This window comes from Maricaulis maris, from assembly GCF_049116555.1.
GTDB classification, from domain to species: domain Bacteria; phylum Pseudomonadota; class Alphaproteobacteria; order Caulobacterales; family Maricaulaceae; genus Maricaulis; species Maricaulis maris_C.
Window position 1 is genome coordinate 481,196 of sequence record NZ_JAGDYT010000001.1, and the last position, 13,261, is coordinate 494,456.

At 62.9% G+C, this 13,261-nt stretch carries 17 protein-coding genes; 12 read left to right on the top strand and 5 right to left on the bottom strand.

Translation table 11 applies throughout. From position 1 onward, the window contains the following. Nucleotides 1-115 precede the first annotated feature (115 nt). Nucleotides 116-544, top strand: a complete 429-nt coding sequence (locus JXQ94_RS02175; protein WP_421922181.1) for a hypothetical protein — start codon at nt 116-118, stop codon at nt 542-544. A gap of 119 nt (nt 545-663) precedes the next feature. On the opposite strand, the gene JXQ94_RS02180 is transcribed toward JXQ94_RS02175, so the two are convergent. Then, nucleotides 664-1,959, bottom strand: a complete 1,296-nt coding sequence (locus JXQ94_RS02180; RefSeq protein WP_421922182.1) for a S41 family peptidase — start codon at nt 1,957-1,959, stop codon at nt 664-666. A gap of 171 nt (nt 1,960-2,130) precedes the next feature. Here JXQ94_RS02180 and JXQ94_RS02185 point away from each other — a divergent pair, with 171 nt between their 5' ends. Next, nucleotides 2,131-2,619, top strand: a complete 489-nt coding sequence (locus JXQ94_RS02185; protein ID WP_421922183.1) for a hypothetical protein — start codon at nt 2,131-2,133, stop codon at nt 2,617-2,619. 162 nt (nt 2,620-2,781) lie between these two features. Further along, nucleotides 2,782-3,165 carry a hypothetical protein gene (locus tag JXQ94_RS02190; RefSeq protein ID WP_421922184.1) on the top strand — a complete coding sequence of 128 codons (384 nt, stop codon included), beginning with the start codon at nt 2,782-2,784 and terminating at the stop codon, nt 3,163-3,165. 29 nt (nt 3,166-3,194) lie between these two features. Here the strand turns inward: JXQ94_RS02190 and JXQ94_RS02195 are convergent, their stop codons facing one another. Continuing rightward, nucleotides 3,195-3,692, bottom strand: a complete 498-nt coding sequence (locus JXQ94_RS02195) for a helix-turn-helix transcriptional regulator (RefSeq protein WP_421922185.1) — start codon at nt 3,690-3,692, stop codon at nt 3,195-3,197. Nucleotides 3,693-3,886: 194 nt separating this feature from the next. Between JXQ94_RS02195 and JXQ94_RS02200 the strand changes: the two genes are divergently transcribed. Then, nucleotides 3,887-4,378 (top strand): GFA family protein, encoded by a 492-nt coding sequence (locus JXQ94_RS02200; RefSeq protein ID WP_421922186.1) that lies wholly within the window; start codon nt 3,887-3,889, stop codon nt 4,376-4,378. On the opposite strand, the gene JXQ94_RS02205 is transcribed toward JXQ94_RS02200, so the two are convergent. Further along, entirely contained in the window at nt 4,375-5,304 is a 930-nt protein-coding gene (locus JXQ94_RS02205) for a homocysteine S-methyltransferase family protein (RefSeq protein ID WP_421922187.1), read from the bottom strand. The two genes, JXQ94_RS02200 and JXQ94_RS02205, sit on opposite strands and share 4 nt — an antisense overlap. A 195-nt stretch (nt 5,305-5,499) precedes the next feature. Between JXQ94_RS02205 and JXQ94_RS02210 the strand changes: the two genes are divergently transcribed. From JXQ94_RS02210 to JXQ94_RS02225, 4 genes are all read left to right on the top strand, one after another. Continuing rightward, nucleotides 5,500-5,952 (top strand): hypothetical protein, encoded by a 453-nt coding sequence (locus tag JXQ94_RS02210; protein ID WP_421922188.1) that lies wholly within the window; start codon nt 5,500-5,502, stop codon nt 5,950-5,952. 90 nt (nt 5,953-6,042) lie between these two features. Next, nucleotides 6,043-6,417 (top strand): hypothetical protein, encoded by a 375-nt coding sequence (locus tag JXQ94_RS02215; RefSeq protein ID WP_421922189.1) that lies wholly within the window; start codon nt 6,043-6,045, stop codon nt 6,415-6,417. 163 nt (nt 6,418-6,580) lie between these two features. After that, nucleotides 6,581-7,603, top strand: a complete 1,023-nt coding sequence (locus JXQ94_RS02220; protein ID WP_421922190.1) for a DUF481 domain-containing protein — start codon at nt 6,581-6,583, stop codon at nt 7,601-7,603. 103 nt (nt 7,604-7,706) lie between these two features. Next, nucleotides 7,707-8,108, top strand: coding sequence for a hypothetical protein (locus tag JXQ94_RS02225; RefSeq protein ID WP_421922191.1), 402 nt, complete (start codon nt 7,707-7,709; stop codon nt 8,106-8,108). A gap of 7 nt (nt 8,109-8,115) precedes the next feature. Here JXQ94_RS02225 and JXQ94_RS02230 read toward each other — a convergent pair whose 3' ends face one another. Both JXQ94_RS02230 and JXQ94_RS02235 read right to left on the bottom strand, forming a co-directional pair. Beyond that, nucleotides 8,116-8,787: a M12 family metallopeptidase gene (locus JXQ94_RS02230; RefSeq protein ID WP_421922192.1), complete on the bottom strand. Its 672-nt coding sequence runs from the start codon at nt 8,785-8,787 to the stop codon at nt 8,116-8,118. Nucleotides 8,788-8,803: 16 nt separating this feature from the next. After that, nucleotides 8,804-9,841 carry a hypothetical protein gene (locus JXQ94_RS02235; RefSeq protein WP_421922193.1) on the bottom strand — a complete coding sequence of 346 codons (1,038 nt, stop codon included), beginning with the start codon at nt 9,839-9,841 and terminating at the stop codon, nt 8,804-8,806. 190 nt (nt 9,842-10,031) lie between these two features. Here JXQ94_RS02235 and JXQ94_RS02240 point away from each other — a divergent pair, with 190 nt between their 5' ends. From JXQ94_RS02240 to JXQ94_RS02255, 4 genes are all read left to right on the top strand, one after another. Next, entirely contained in the window at nt 10,032-10,607 is a 576-nt protein-coding gene (locus JXQ94_RS02240; protein ID WP_421922194.1) for an RNA polymerase sigma factor, read from the top strand. Between the two features lie 12 nt (nt 10,608-10,619). Further along, nucleotides 10,620-11,009 (top strand): DUF6768 family protein, encoded by a 390-nt coding sequence (locus JXQ94_RS02245; protein WP_421922195.1) that lies wholly within the window; start codon nt 10,620-10,622, stop codon nt 11,007-11,009. Nucleotides 11,010-11,190: 181 nt separating this feature from the next. After that, on the top strand, nt 11,191-12,078 hold the full coding sequence (gene rpoH / locus JXQ94_RS02250) for an RNA polymerase sigma factor RpoH (protein WP_421922196.1): 888 nt from the start codon (nt 11,191-11,193) through the stop codon (nt 12,076-12,078). Nucleotides 12,079-12,166: 88 nt separating this feature from the next. Further along, nucleotides 12,167-13,213 (top strand): DUF481 domain-containing protein, encoded by a 1,047-nt coding sequence (locus JXQ94_RS02255; RefSeq protein ID WP_421922197.1) that lies wholly within the window; start codon nt 12,167-12,169, stop codon nt 13,211-13,213. Nucleotides 13,214-13,261: the final 48 nt, after the last annotated feature.

A 13,261-nucleotide genomic window follows, 5' to 3' on the forward strand; every position in this document is an offset into this window, starting at 1 on the left:
GAGGATGGCTGGACGCTCTCCCGCGATGGTCAAAAAGCGGCCCGTCGCGCTGACCGGATTTTAATTTTGTGGCGCTAGACGTGAGGCCGACACTCAACCGTTTCAGGACAGACCCATGAAAACACTCTTCCTCACCAGCCTCGCCCTTGGCCTGCTCGCTCCCGCCGCGGTGGCGCAGGACGGCCCGGCCGGTCAGACCTTCCAGGCCGTCGCCACGCGCAACACAGACTTTGCCCGCGTGGGGGATACCGCGACGATCCGTTTGGAGTCCGGCGGACAGGTCACGGTCTCGGGTATCCAGGACGCGATGGGCAGCGACCCCTGGACCTCGGAGTGGGGTGAAGAGTCGAATGGGGAAATCTATGTCGACGCTGATATCTTCTGGATGGACCCCTGGGGCGAACGCCCCATCTGCCGCAGCTGGCCGGACTATCCGATTGGCGCCAACATCGAGTCAGTCGGCGGGGACTGGGAAGCGACCGGCGTGTGCTGGCTTGGCCCGGACGGCGGCTCGCTGGCGTGGGACATCACGCGTATCGAATAGCGGGGCCAGCCCGTTTGAGGGGCCGGAAAGCCGTCATGTCAGATGGTTGCAGTGGCCGCCGCAGACACGGTAGCGGATAGCCCGAAGGGCCGTGTCTCTCAGCGGCCCCTGCCAATGTCCTAGTGCGCCCGGGCTTCGGCCAGTGCGCGATCAAGTGCGTCCTCGGCGGCGACAGCGATATCAGGTGTCACTCCATTTCCGTCGATCCGGGTCCCGTCGCTGAGATAGAAGTCGGCGACTGGCAGGCGCAGGGAGAAGTCGGAGGGCAGGGGGAAGAAGTTGCTGGACAGCATTTCCCCGGCCGTGGTCTCGCCGATCAGGGTGGCGCGACCCGACATCTTGATCATGCCGACCAGGGCTTCCGAAGCGCTGGCCGTGCGCTCGCTGATCAGCACGTAAACATCGCCGTCGAATACGGTTTCGGCCGGATCGAGCGATGCGGCGGTGTAGCCGGTCGAGATCAACTCGCCCATGACTTCCTGTTGTGAGCGGCCATTCATCACCGGCCGGACCTCCAGCAGCTCATTGCCGGGCAGGGTCTCGTTGTCACGCCACCAGGCATTGGCAATGAAAGTCCCCAGCACCTGGCGCTCCTCAAGGATACGCGCGGCAACCGGGATGGCTGCGGCCGTGCCACCACCGTTCTCACGCAGGTCGACGATCAGGCTGTGGGCACCGGAGTCGATGGCTGCGCTCATCGCGGCATCGATCTGCGCCTCGATCGCGATCCCGAAGAAACTGTCGATGGTGACCAGGGCGATGCCCGGTTCCACAGCTTCGTGGCGGGCGACCGGACGGTCTTCGGCGGCGGCGTCGGCTTCGTCGAGCAGGCCTTCCATCGTGTTGAGCGGCCGCAGGATTTCATAGTGGGAGAAGAGCGAGCCATCCCAGTTCCGGTCAAAGCAATAGATGAGGCCGGCATCATCGGACACGGTGTCGATACAGGCCGTGAAACCCTGCCGGAACGTGGTGAATTCCGGCGTCTGGATCAGTCTCGGGTCATAGATCCAAGCGGTCGAGATCTGCTCCATCACGTCAACAAGGGCGGAATAGTCGCGCTCCGGAGCCGGGGCCTGCGCCTCCAGCTGCCACTCGCCGCGCAGCAGGCCACTGGTCGTCACGATGACCGGACCATCCGCTCCAACAACCAGTCGTGCTTCATGGTGCCGGCCATCGGCAAAGGTCAGGGCGCCGGCACCCGTTTCGTCGAAGGTGAAGGCATACTGATCATTTCGGGCGCGCAGCCCGCCATCCGAGGCCTCGAAACTCAGTTGACCTTGCAGGGTGCCGTAATGGGCCGAGCTCAGGGTGAAGGTATACGTCCCTTCGGTCGGTAGCTGGGCTGTGGCGGCAGAGGCGAGCGAGAGCGCGCCGCCGGCCGCCAATACGGCCTGTACGAAAAGTGACTGAGACATGTTCGATCCTCTGACTGTTGAACATGTCGGTGATGCGACTGGATAGGGATCCGGATGCGAGGAGCGGGAGGGACTGACCGCGCTCCTGTCCCGCCTTTCAGCAACCGCTTACGGTCCATTCATGCCTGTCTGCTAGGCAAACCGCTGACGGTCAGAACGGGAGAGCGTCAGATGAAAATGCGGACAGGACGTGAGTCTAATTGGGTGGTGTGTGTGCTGGCTTGTTGCGGACTGGCGAGTGTCGGACCCGGTGGCGCCGCACTGGCCTTTGAGGACGGGGCCACAGTCGGGCCCGAAGGGCAGGTCTACCGGGTGCATTTCAGCGACGTTCCTCCTGTCTATGGCGGAGCAATCTATTTCTCGTTCAGCGGGGGGATAATCGACAGCTATACGGAGGGCGGTATCGGCCAGGCCGACAGTCCCGGCGGGACGGGTAACTGGATCGGGTCAACCGGCGCGGTAACAATTTTCGGTGACCGGTCAGACCCCGATCCCGGCGACCCGATGCCGTCGGCTCCTGACCTGCAACTCCTTGCGGAAGGCGAGAGCGAAGTGAGCTGTGACCGCTGGCCACAGGTTGAGCCGGGCGCCAGCGTGGATCCGCAATCGCTGTGCTGGATCACCAGCGAATACGTGTTGTCTGTGGAACGCACGCAGTAGGCGTTGAGGCGGAGCTTCACGCCTGCCCCCTCTGGCTCGAAGCGTCGGACCGGAGCCGGGCTTGTCGGGGTGATCGCTAAAATTATCCGGTCCGTCCATGCGCGATTTTAGGCTTTGAGTGTCAAGGTTTACGCAAGTCACACCAGATACGGGAACAGGCACATGATGAAAGCGGTATTGGGCGCAGCGGCGGCGGTTCTTCTGTCGGGCGCTCCAGCACTGGCCGAGGACGTCGTTCCCGGGCAGGTCGAGTATAATTTGACCTACGAGATCAGTCTCAACCTCACCTTCTCAGCACCGGACCAGGTCGAGATGACCGTCCATCAGGCCTCGATTGCTGTCGACGTCGTCGATGGAGCCTGGGTTCCGGCCAGCGGCGGGGGCTATAATATTACCCTCAATAGTGGCCAGCCGGACCCGGACGCCACCTATGCCGATATCGGCGAGGCGTTCGAGTACAATGTCGGCGAGTCCGACGGGTATGGCGGTGCACAGGACTGGAGGCCGGTTGGCGAGGTGTCTTTCCACCTGCCAGCGGGTTATTGAGCCGCTGAACGACGGTCCCGGCAGGCCAATCAATCGGCTGGGTCTCGCCCGTCCTTGTCTGATCCGGATTTTTTCTCGTCCTCGGCGCCGCCCAGCGCCATGAAGGCTGCGGTCGCGATGAGGCCGCCGCCGACGAGTGCGATGAAGGGCAGGAGTTCCGGGTCCCAGCCGGCAAAGGTCTGCATCAGCGCGAGCCAGGTCATGATCACCACATAGACGGCGGCGGCGAGCAGGACCCGCTTCCATTCGTGCGTGATGAGTGGCTCGGCTGACGGCGCTGTGGTGTCAGCGGTCTCAAGGGACGTCGTGTCGTTGGCGGCCATGTCGGCGGTCTCCTCGTGGGACTGGATCAGGTCTCGCAATTGCGCCGAAGAGAGATCGAAACTGGCGGCCAGGGCGCGCACGGTTTCCAGGCTGGGCGTTTCACCGCGTTCGGCGCGCTGGATCGTGCGGTCACTCAATCCACTGATCGTGGCAAGCTGTTCCTGTGACCAGCCCTTTTCGAGGCGCAGTGATTTCAATCCCATCGGGTAACTCTCTTGTCTCGGCCAGGCCCGTGAAGGCCTGATTGCAGGGCGATGTCTAGTCGCCGGACGCCCTGTCGCCCACGACACGCGGGCGACAGGAAGGTGACAAGTGCAGTGCTCCGAGGCAAGTCGGCGTCGCTGGACAGCGATCAGGCCGGCCCGCACAATCGCGTTGGAACACCGGGGAAACCACCATGACCGACGACACCGACCACACCGGCTCGTGCTTTTGCGGCGAGGTTCAATATCGCCTGCGCCGGGATCCGATGATCGTGCATGCCTGTCATTGCCGGGACTGTCGCAAACAGACCGGTGGGCCCTATGCCATCAATGCGCTGATCGAACGGTCGGAGGTTGAGGTGATCGCCGGTGAACCTGTGCGGCATGAGCAGAAGACCGGCAGCGGCAAGCCGCATGACATCTGGCGCTGCGATGAGTGCGGCAGCGCGGTTTGGAGCGATTATGGTCGCCGCGAGGTGATGGTCTTCATCCGCGTCGCGACCCTGGATGACCCCGAGCGGTGTCCGCCTGATTTGCACATTTTCACGCGCAGCGCGCTTTCCTTCACAAAGATCCCGGCCGAGGCGCGACAATTCAGGGTCTTTTACGACATGCAGGCCGAGTGGCCGGCCGAGTCGCTGGTGCGTTTTGACGCTTTGGGGACGCGGCGATTGGGCGCGGCCTAGACACACGCCTTGCAGATTTGCTCGATGTGGCGGTGATCCGTCCCGCAGCAGCCGCCCAGCACGGTCAAGCCGGGCACGGTCTCACGCAGTTGCCGATAGAGCGCGCCGAGCTCGACCGGGTCGCCGGACTTCAGCTCGGTCGCATTGTCCAGCTCGGCATGGCTGAGCCGTGAGGCGTTGGCGCGAACACCGCCAAGGCGTTGCAACCAGGGCTCGCCACAGGCCAGGGCCTGGCGGAAGTGATCGGGATGGGCGCAATTGATCATGTAGCTGTCCGGCGCGGCATCGGTGGCACCGTCAACGCGCTGGATCGCGTCGCCAAGGGCTTCGCCACCCGGCAACCGTCCGTCGGTCTCGGTTGTGAAGCTGAGTGTGCAGGGCAGGCCGGCCGCCCTCGCCGCACGGGCGATGCCGATGGCTTCGTCGGAATGGGTCAGGGTCTGGGCGGTGAATGCGTCGGCGCCAGCCGCCTTGAAACTCTCGATCTGGGGGCGGTGATAGGCTTCGGCCTCCGAGGCGCCGGTTGGTCGGTCCGGATTGTAGGCGTCGCCCCGGGGTCCGACCGAGCCCCATACCGGCAGGGAGATGGATGCGGTTTGATGCCGGTCGCGCAGAGCCTGCATGAAGGCGATGGCGTCGCGATTGATACGGTCAAGCGAGGCCGCGTCATAGCCCAGCCGCACGCCCCAATCGGCACTCGCGCGCCAGGTCGGTGCACCGAGGATGAAGTCGAGGCCCTGCGTCGTGGCGACAGTCAGGTTGAGGTCCCAGTATTCCGTCAGCAATCGCCGACCGTCGGCGGTGTCCAACAGCGGAAAGGCGGCGAAGTCCGGCAACTCGACGCCGCGATCGAAAATCAGCCAGGTCTCCAGTCCACCGTCCGTGAGGACAGGGCGTGCGGGTGATCGCGAGGGGGCTGGCGTCATGAAACGGGTCCGTTGGGCAGAGTGATGTGACCGAGGGTATAGGCGCGGCTCTGGGTCAAGGCGAGGCCGGATGGCGAGATTTCCGTTTGTTCGAATTTTATCGATCTTCGGGCGGGTATCTTAAATTCCTTCACCTATTCATGCCCTTGAAGGGGGGCGACAGGTTTGTCGCCTGATAGATTGGGGAATGATGACATGGTGCGAACCGGATTGATGACGACGATGACCCTCGCCCTCGCCCTGACGGGCGGCGCGGCAGCTCTGGAGAGTGATGGACCGGAAGGCCAGGTCTTCGAAGCGACGGGCGTCGCCACTTACGGCGATTGGGTGCGCTACACCGGACAGACCGCGACGATCACCTTTGACGGCGGCGGCAATGTCACGGTCAGCGGTATCACGGATGCGATGGGAGAGGACCCGTTCACCGGCGCCTGGGTGGAGTTCTCCAACGGACGCATCCGCGTGGATCTGGACATATTCTGGCTCGATCCCGACGCGGCCGGTGAAGGCGCGCCGGAGTGCTACTCGTGGCCAGACTACCCGATCGGCGAACCGATCGAGGACGTCGGCGGGGAATGGGGGTCCGAGGGTACATGCTGGACCGGCGGTGACGTTTCGCAGCGGTGGAACATCCGCCGGGTCGAGTAGGCCATCAATCGACAAATCCCAGACTAAAAAAGACTGAAATCAAAAGCCGCCATCGCCAATCGAGCGTGTGGTCACGGGAAGGACGACATCATGATACGGACACTCATTCTTTCAGCCGGCGCCGCACTCCTCATGCAGGGCGGGGCTGTGGCCCAATCACAGGACGATCTCTCGGGTCTTCTGCCGGCCGTGCCGAATGTCCTCGACCTCCGGTCGGATTCGCGGCGGACGGTGCGGCATCAATCGCAGGGTCAGGCTGACAAGTTCGAGGGTGATCTGGCCGGAGCGCCGCGCCAGGTCGAGACACAAACCGCCCATTATGAGCGGGCGACCGCGCCCCTGCCAGCCGCGCAGCCGGTTGACCAGAAGGGGCGGGCAACTGCCAACCTGGTCATGACCGGTGGCGGTGAAGGGGACGCCGCGACCCAGTATTCATTCCATCTGGAAAACGTGAAACCGAACTAGAGCCGGCCGCGGACGCCGCAAGCCACCAGGGCGCAAGGCCATGAATTATTAAGCTTGATCATCCATTATCCCGCCCGATTTGGTGTGGCCTAGCCACGAATGTCTGGGGCCCAGGGGTCATGTGATGTGGACTTTGCTGAAAGCAATTCCGGTTTGTGGGGCGTTGTTGGTTCTGGCAGTGCCGGGTGTGGCCAGCGCCGATGTGCCGCAAGCGTACCAGGCCTTGCTCGCGGAAGCCGCCGACCGCCAGGACGATGATGCGCGTTTTCTGGAAACGGCCGACATGGTCTCCGTTCTCGTTGAAGGGGGGCGCGCGGCGGTTCACGCCTATATCAATGCCGAGCTGCCGCATCGATCCGGGGCTGTCGCGGACTGGCCGTTGCCTGCACCCGTTGCCGCGCCGGCTCCTGCCGCCGTGGCAGCGCCGTCGACCGTCCAACATGAGGAGCACCGCGATCTTGGCGGCGCCCCGGTCGTGCTTGGCGAAGCGCCGGATGGGTCGGGAGGCTGGCTCGCCGGCTCGATCCGCCAACTCGCTGACGACAGCTGGGCCGGCCATATCCGTGCCGGCATCCAGCTCGAGCGGGGCAATTCCGAACTGACCGACTTCTCCTTCGCCATCGAGATCGATCGCGAGCTGGAGGACGGCTGGCGGATCGACAGCCAGTTCGAGTATTTTCTGTCAGAAAGCGCGACCCGGACCACGCGGGATAACTGGCTGGTCGAATTGCGGACCACCCGCGAGCTCGACAGCGGCATTGGCTACTATGCTGGCGGCTCCTACGAGCGGGACCTGATCGGGATATACGCCCAGTCGGCCTTTCTCACAGGCGGTGGCATCTGGCATGCGGTCGAGACGCCGAAAGCGAATTGGGTGCTCCGCGCCGGCCTGGGCCAACGCTATCGCGAAGCCGGGCTGACCGGTGAGACCCTGACCGACTGGGTCGGCGAGGCCGGATCGAGCTTTCACTACACGATTTCCGAGACTGCCAGCTTCGGCTCCGAGACCACGGCATTTGTGGGCGGCGGGTCACGGGTTGACCAGCGCTTCACCCTGACCAACCGGCTGTTCGGCGACTGGGCGGTGCAGACCGGCTTGCGGATCGAGCATGAATTCGAGGAACGGGCCGGGTTTGATCCGACCGATGTCCGTCTCGACGTGTCCCTGCTCTACGCCTTCGATTGATCGTGCGCGGGTGCTATCCGGTTGCGAAAAATGGCTGTGAAACCACCCGTTAAGGCCTGGCGTGAGACAATAAGGCCCTGATACCCGATAAGGAGGTGTCGTCATGGGCAAGATATCAACGTCCAGCTATCGCCGGGTCTCGGATCATTTCGAGCCGGACCTGGTCGAGGACCCGGCCGAGCAGAAGAAACGTCGCGGTCATCTGGAACAGATCGACTACACGATTTTTGCTGCCAATCAGGCGGTGATCGCCAAGACGATCCATCATGTCGGGATCGAGGATTTCCAGAATCTGGCCCTGTCAGCCTCCAAGGCCCGTTCGGCCTGGGTCGATGCAGCCATGTCAGCGGCCCGCTCGCGCTCGCCCCTGACCGCCGAGGAAGTCGCCCGTCTGCAATTGTTGCGCTCGGCCTATGATGAGCTCTCCGAAGCTTATGAAGCCATGCGGCGCATGGTCGAACGCGGCTATCTGCAATTCCACAAAACCTTGCCGAACAAGGGCTAGGCGCGGTTTAGATCGGCGGATACCAAGCTCGGTATTCGGCGCGGTCGCCGACTGACAACTCGGTCGGGGAGGCAATCGCCCGGTTTTTCCAGCCCGCGGGTTCCGCGATCAAGTCGGTCGCGAATCCATAATGCATGATTGATTTCGGATCCCAGGGGTGACGGCTCTTCCGCTTCATGTCGTGGCGACGGACCACGTTGCGACGCGTATAAGCTTCTGACCATCCCGATTTAGCGCGAAAATGATCGACCACGGCGGCCTCATGCCAGCGCAACGGTGTGTCCGGTGTCTGGTGCTCGTGTCGAAAACCGAACATGTGTCCGATCTCGTGAAGGGCTGCGATCAATCCGCTGCCATAATCGAGATGCGAGTCGAAATTCATGGTCGGTTCCCTGCTATTGGTGATGTCCAACGCTTCGGCACCCAGCATTGACCAGCGCCCTCGCGATCGGCTGAACATGACCCGGATATCTGCCTGTGCGGGGTCGTCCACCGCCATCATTGCCAGACCCGAGCCACCCGCCATCCACATCGAGAGGGCGTGGTCGAAGACTTCACGGTCCAGCGCGTTCGCCGCGCGCGCGGACGGTCGCGCGTAGAGGTGGTACCGCAGAGTTGCGCCATTCCTCCATTTGACCCCGTGGGCACCTTGGAGGCCGGAGGCTAATGCGTCGGTCATTGAGTGCCCAATCCAGTCAACCCGCTGCCAGGGCTTGGCATTGGGCAAGGGCCGCCAGGGCAGCGGGATACCTGTTCCGCTCCATGAAGGCTCGTGCTTCTCCGATCTGGGCGGTCAGGTTTCGTGTTATGACCGCCGCCGTTCGGTTCGCTGCGGCAGCCGACGAGCGTTCAGGTGGCTGTGCCGCATTCCCACTGGTCTGATTGCCGTTGCCGGGATTGGTCAGGGCCTGGGCGGCCTCGACCAGCGAGGCGATATTTGGGGCCTGATTGCGCAGACGGGCCAGCGTTGCACGATCGGCTGAGCGCCAACTGCGCCCGATTTCCGTAGAGAATTGATTGAGGGCAGCCCGGCTGGTGCGTATTTCGGTGACCACGGTGCCCGCTAGCGATATGGCCTGACGCAGGGCGGCCTTGTCCTGATCTGAATCGCCATTCGATTCGGGCTGGTTTTCCAGACGGATATGACCTTGAGCCACGAGTCCCGCCAACTCCTCATGGTAGGCCTGCAGCTCTGAATCATGACCGAGCCTGAGGCCGCTATAAATTCGTTGTCCGGGCTCAGCGTAGCAGCCCATGGCGCTGGCGCCATCCGCATAGGCGTCCATCAACTCGGCCTGATTGAGCCCATTGCGAAGCACGGTCAAACCGCCAAGCGAGAGTGCCGCCGCACTGACATTGTCTTGATGCGCATCAAACGTCGCGAACCCCGCGCCCAGCAGCGCCGAGCCGATACTGCCGAGATTGATGGCCCTATGCTCGCCGGCAATCGCATTGTAGCGCTGGTTGTAGAGCGCCTGTCGGGCCATGATTTCGTTGAGCTGGCAATCCAGATCATCGGCCAGCGCCGTGCCTTGGTCCGAATAGTCACGCGCCCGAATTTCGAATGCATAACCTGCGGTCGGGTTCGCGCTATCAATCGGCCCTGCGACGGAGAGGCAAAAGCTTGCACCGTTTAAAGCCGCGGGTGGCGGCGGGGCGGTCAGCGTATTGCAGCCTGCCAGAGCGAACATAACAAGGCCTGCCAGTGCGGTTCCGATCTTCGACATCGCCATCGTGCAACCTCCATGTCTGATCGGACGGATTTTCGCGCAAAATCGCCATTTTGGCAATTTCAGGTGATTATGACCGACAGCACACCCATGGGGTGCGTAGGGTTTGGCGCAAACTGATTGAACCCTTTTGTGACCCGTGCGCACCTTGAGTTTGAAGGGCCGCATTTTCTGCGATTACCCGGGAGACCTCATGAAGCGCGACCGCAAACGCGTCCTGTCGGACTATCTGATTGTCGCGGCGCATGGTGGCGACCGGTCGGCGCTGGATCGTTTGTGCCGGCTCTGGCACGGCGATCTGACACGTCACGCGGCGCGTCTGATCGGTGATGGTGAGGCCGCGCGCGACATTCTTCAGGAGGCCTGGTGCGATATCCTGAAAGGCCTCTCCGGTCTGCGTGAGCCGGCCGCCTTCCCCGCCTGGGCCTACCGGATCGTGGCGCGCAAGTGCGCCGCCGAGATCCGGATGCGGCAATCCTCGCGGCGCACCGCGGACGGGCTCCGAGCCGAACTGGCTGGCGCGACCGTGGACGGCGAAGGCGAGGCCGAACGCGGCGCCGACACAGGCGCCATCCGACGCGCCATGACCGATCTGCCGGACGAGCAACGCCTTGCCCTGGCGCTCTATCATCAGGACGGCCTCTCGGTCGCCGAGATCGCCGTCATCACCGAAACACCGGCGGGCACCGTCAAGACCCGCCTCATGCATGCCCGGCGCAAGCTCGCCGTGGCGCTCAACCCGGCCATGCCGGACACCGAACATTCGTGAAAGGAGATCGCGATGACCACCAAGACCGAAGACCTCGACCGGCTCATCCTGGAAGCGCTCGATGAGGAAGATCGCGGCATTCTTGCCGAACTGGGCGAGGAGCCGGGTTATTTTGCGCAGGCATTCGGCCTGTTCCGCGGCAAGCTCGCCTGGGTGATGTGGATCGCCTACATCGTCAACATCATCGGGGCCGGCCTGGCTATCTGGGCGGCCTGGAAGATGTTCCAGACCACGGATCCTGTCATGACGATGCGCTGGGGTATCGCCATTCTGGTTGCCGTCAATGTCGGCCTCTTCATGAAGGGCGGGCTGGGTCTGCAGATGCAGAACAACCGTATCCTGCGCGAACTCAAGCGCGTCGAACTCCAGATAGCGCGTGGACAGGCGAGGGACAGCGTTTAGCGCGGGAGTGCCCATCCCCGAGTAGCCTTTCCCCCATTCACGAATGACAGCCATTCGCATCACAGCGGCGTGAGGGGGTTACATTCGGCGGGCAGGCTCCCCAAATAGGTCTCGGACAAGGCGTGGGGGACGTGCAGATTGCGCATGTCGACAAGCGTCTTGATGGGATAGGATACGTGTCATGGCCAATGCAGTTTCAATGACGCTCTCGCCCGAACAAGGGCTGTCGAGCTATCTGTCAGAGATCCGTCGTTTTCCGATGCTGGAAAAGGACGAGGAATTCATGCTGGGCAAGCGCTGGCGTGAGCATGAGGATGGTGGCGCGGCTGAAAAGCTGGTGACCTCCCATTTGCGCCTCGTCGCCAAGATCGCCATGGGCTATCGCGGTTATGGCCTGCCGATCGCTGAAGTGATCTCGGAAGGCAATGTCGGCCTGATGCAGGCGGTCAAGAAATTCGACCCGGACAAGGGTTTTCGCCTGGCCACCTATGCCATGTGGTGGATCCGCGCCTCGATCCAGGAATATATCCTGCGCTCCTGGTCGCTGGTGAAAATGGGCACGACGGCGGCCCAGAAGAAGCTCTTCTTCAATCTGCGCCGGATGAAAAGTCAGATGCAGGCCCTCGACGAGGGTGACCTCAAGCCGGAACAGGTCGAGGCCATCGCCACCAAGCTGGGCGTTACCAATGATGAGGTGATGTCGATGAATGGCCGCCTGTCCGGGCCTGATGCCTCACTCAACGCGCCGTTGCGTGGCACGGAAGGCGAGGGGCAGTGGCAGGACTGGCTGTCCGACGACACGGCCGAGAGCCAGGAAGACGAGCTGGTCGAGAGCGATGAATTCGACACCCGCATGCAATTGCTGCAGGCGGCCATGGGCGAACTCAATGAGCGCGAACAGCACATCCTGCAGGAGCGTCGCCTTTCCGACGCTCCCAAGACGCTGGAAGACCTGGCCGGGCATTATGGTGTCAGCCGCGAGCGCATCCGCCAGATTGAGGTGCGCGCGTTCGAGAAGCTGCAAAAGGCCATGAAGTCCATGGCCGCCGAGCAAGGTCTGCTCAACTAGCGTCAAGAATACAGAAACCCTGCCTGAGGCATGACTGGACGCGCGTACTCGTCAAAAGTAGGACGATACGTGACGAAAGGACTTGCCCATGCGTTACCTGATTGCCCTGTTTCTGGCAGTGGCTGGCGGATGTCTTTCGCCGGCCGCCGCGGACTTGTCTGATGATTATCGCGTCCTGATCCTGGCCGCCGACCAGACGCAGAGCGATCCGGACTTCCGCAAGACGGTTGAGCTGATTGCCGGCCTCGCCGAGGGCGGTGAGGCGGAAGTCCTCGCAGTCGTTTCCGAACTTGCGCCGGACCGGCAAGCCCTGCTGGCTGACTGGGTCGAGACTGATGCGGATCCGGTCGACGCCACGCTGACGGCGACGCCGACAAGCCCACTCGCCGCGCCGATCCGGCTGGAGGTGGACGCTCGGACGGCCGAGGCCTCCTCAGGCCCGGAAGGCTGGTTGCCGGTCAAGAAGCTGGCGGAGGCCATGGCCTGGATCGAGCCGGAAGAATGGGCCGGCCGCTCGCGCTTCGGCGTCACGATCAATACCGGCAATACCGAGCAGACCGACTATAATTTCGCCCTGGAACTCGACCGGGACCTTGAGCGTGGCTGGGGGTTGGACAGCAAGGTTGAGTATCATTTCACCGAGAGCGCCGAAGTCGTCACCCGGGACAATTGGCTGGTCGAGGTGCGCGGCGAGCGCAACCGGATTGATGCCTGGGGCTATTATCTCGGTGCGACCTATGAACAGGACCGCTTGTCCGGCTATCAGCACTCGGCCTTTGCCACCGCCGGAGCGCTGCACCAGCCCGTCGACAGTGACCGCCTCGCCTGGAATGTGCGGGCGGGTCCCGGCATGCGCTATCGATTACCCGATGATGGCGACGCCGAGACCGACTGGATCTTCGAGTTGGGGTCGATCCTCAATCTCGCCCTGACCGAGACCACGGATTTTGCCGCTGAAATCACCATGCTGGCTGGCCCCGCCTCGCGCGCTGACCAACGCTTCGCCCTGACCACGGCCATTGCCGGCGATTGGGGCATGGAGCTGGCCTACCGGATCAAGCATGAATTCGAGCCGCAGTCGGGCACCCAGCCCACCGACAGCAATCTCAACGTCTCCATCGTCCGCGACTTCTAAGCAGGGCCGGGCGACTGGGCAGCCGGCATGAGGGTGATCTGTCACACC

Bases quoted from the DNA above. Each gene is read 5' to 3' on its own strand.
- JXQ94_RS02175 (WP_421922181.1), top strand. From the start codon at position 116: ATGAAAACACTCTTCCTCACCAGCCTCGCCCTTGGCCTGCTCGCTCCC.
- JXQ94_RS02180 (WP_421922182.1), bottom strand. From the start codon at position 1,959: ATGTCTCAGTCACTTTTCGTACAGGCCGTATTGGCGGCCGGCGGCGCG.
- JXQ94_RS02185 (WP_421922183.1), top strand. From the start codon at position 2,131: ATGAAAATGCGGACAGGACGTGAGTCTAATTGGGTGGTGTGTGTGCTG.
- JXQ94_RS02190 (WP_421922184.1), top strand. From the start codon at position 2,782: ATGATGAAAGCGGTATTGGGCGCAGCGGCGGCGGTTCTTCTGTCGGGC.
- JXQ94_RS02195 (WP_421922185.1), bottom strand. From the start codon at position 3,692: ATGGGATTGAAATCACTGCGCCTCGAAAAGGGCTGGTCACAGGAACAG.
- JXQ94_RS02200 (WP_421922186.1), top strand. From the start codon at position 3,887: ATGACCGACGACACCGACCACACCGGCTCGTGCTTTTGCGGCGAGGTT.
- JXQ94_RS02205 (WP_421922187.1), bottom strand. From the start codon at position 5,304: ATGACGCCAGCCCCCTCGCGATCACCCGCACGCCCTGTCCTCACGGAC.
- JXQ94_RS02210 (WP_421922188.1), top strand. From the start codon at position 5,500: ATGGTGCGAACCGGATTGATGACGACGATGACCCTCGCCCTCGCCCTG.
- JXQ94_RS02215 (WP_421922189.1), top strand. From the start codon at position 6,043: ATGATACGGACACTCATTCTTTCAGCCGGCGCCGCACTCCTCATGCAG.
- JXQ94_RS02225 (WP_421922191.1), top strand. From the start codon at position 7,707: ATGGGCAAGATATCAACGTCCAGCTATCGCCGGGTCTCGGATCATTTC.
- JXQ94_RS02230 (WP_421922192.1), bottom strand. From the start codon at position 8,787: ATGACCGACGCATTAGCCTCCGGCCTCCAAGGTGCCCACGGGGTCAAA.
- JXQ94_RS02235 (WP_421922193.1), bottom strand. From the start codon at position 9,841: ATGGCGATGTCGAAGATCGGAACCGCACTGGCAGGCCTTGTTATGTTC.
- JXQ94_RS02240 (WP_421922194.1), top strand. From the start codon at position 10,032: ATGAAGCGCGACCGCAAACGCGTCCTGTCGGACTATCTGATTGTCGCG.
- JXQ94_RS02245 (WP_421922195.1), top strand. From the start codon at position 10,620: ATGACCACCAAGACCGAAGACCTCGACCGGCTCATCCTGGAAGCGCTC.
- rpoH (WP_421922196.1), top strand. From the start codon at position 11,191: ATGGCCAATGCAGTTTCAATGACGCTCTCGCCCGAACAAGGGCTGTCG.
- JXQ94_RS02255 (WP_421922197.1), top strand. From the start codon at position 12,167: ATGCGTTACCTGATTGCCCTGTTTCTGGCAGTGGCTGGCGGATGTCTT.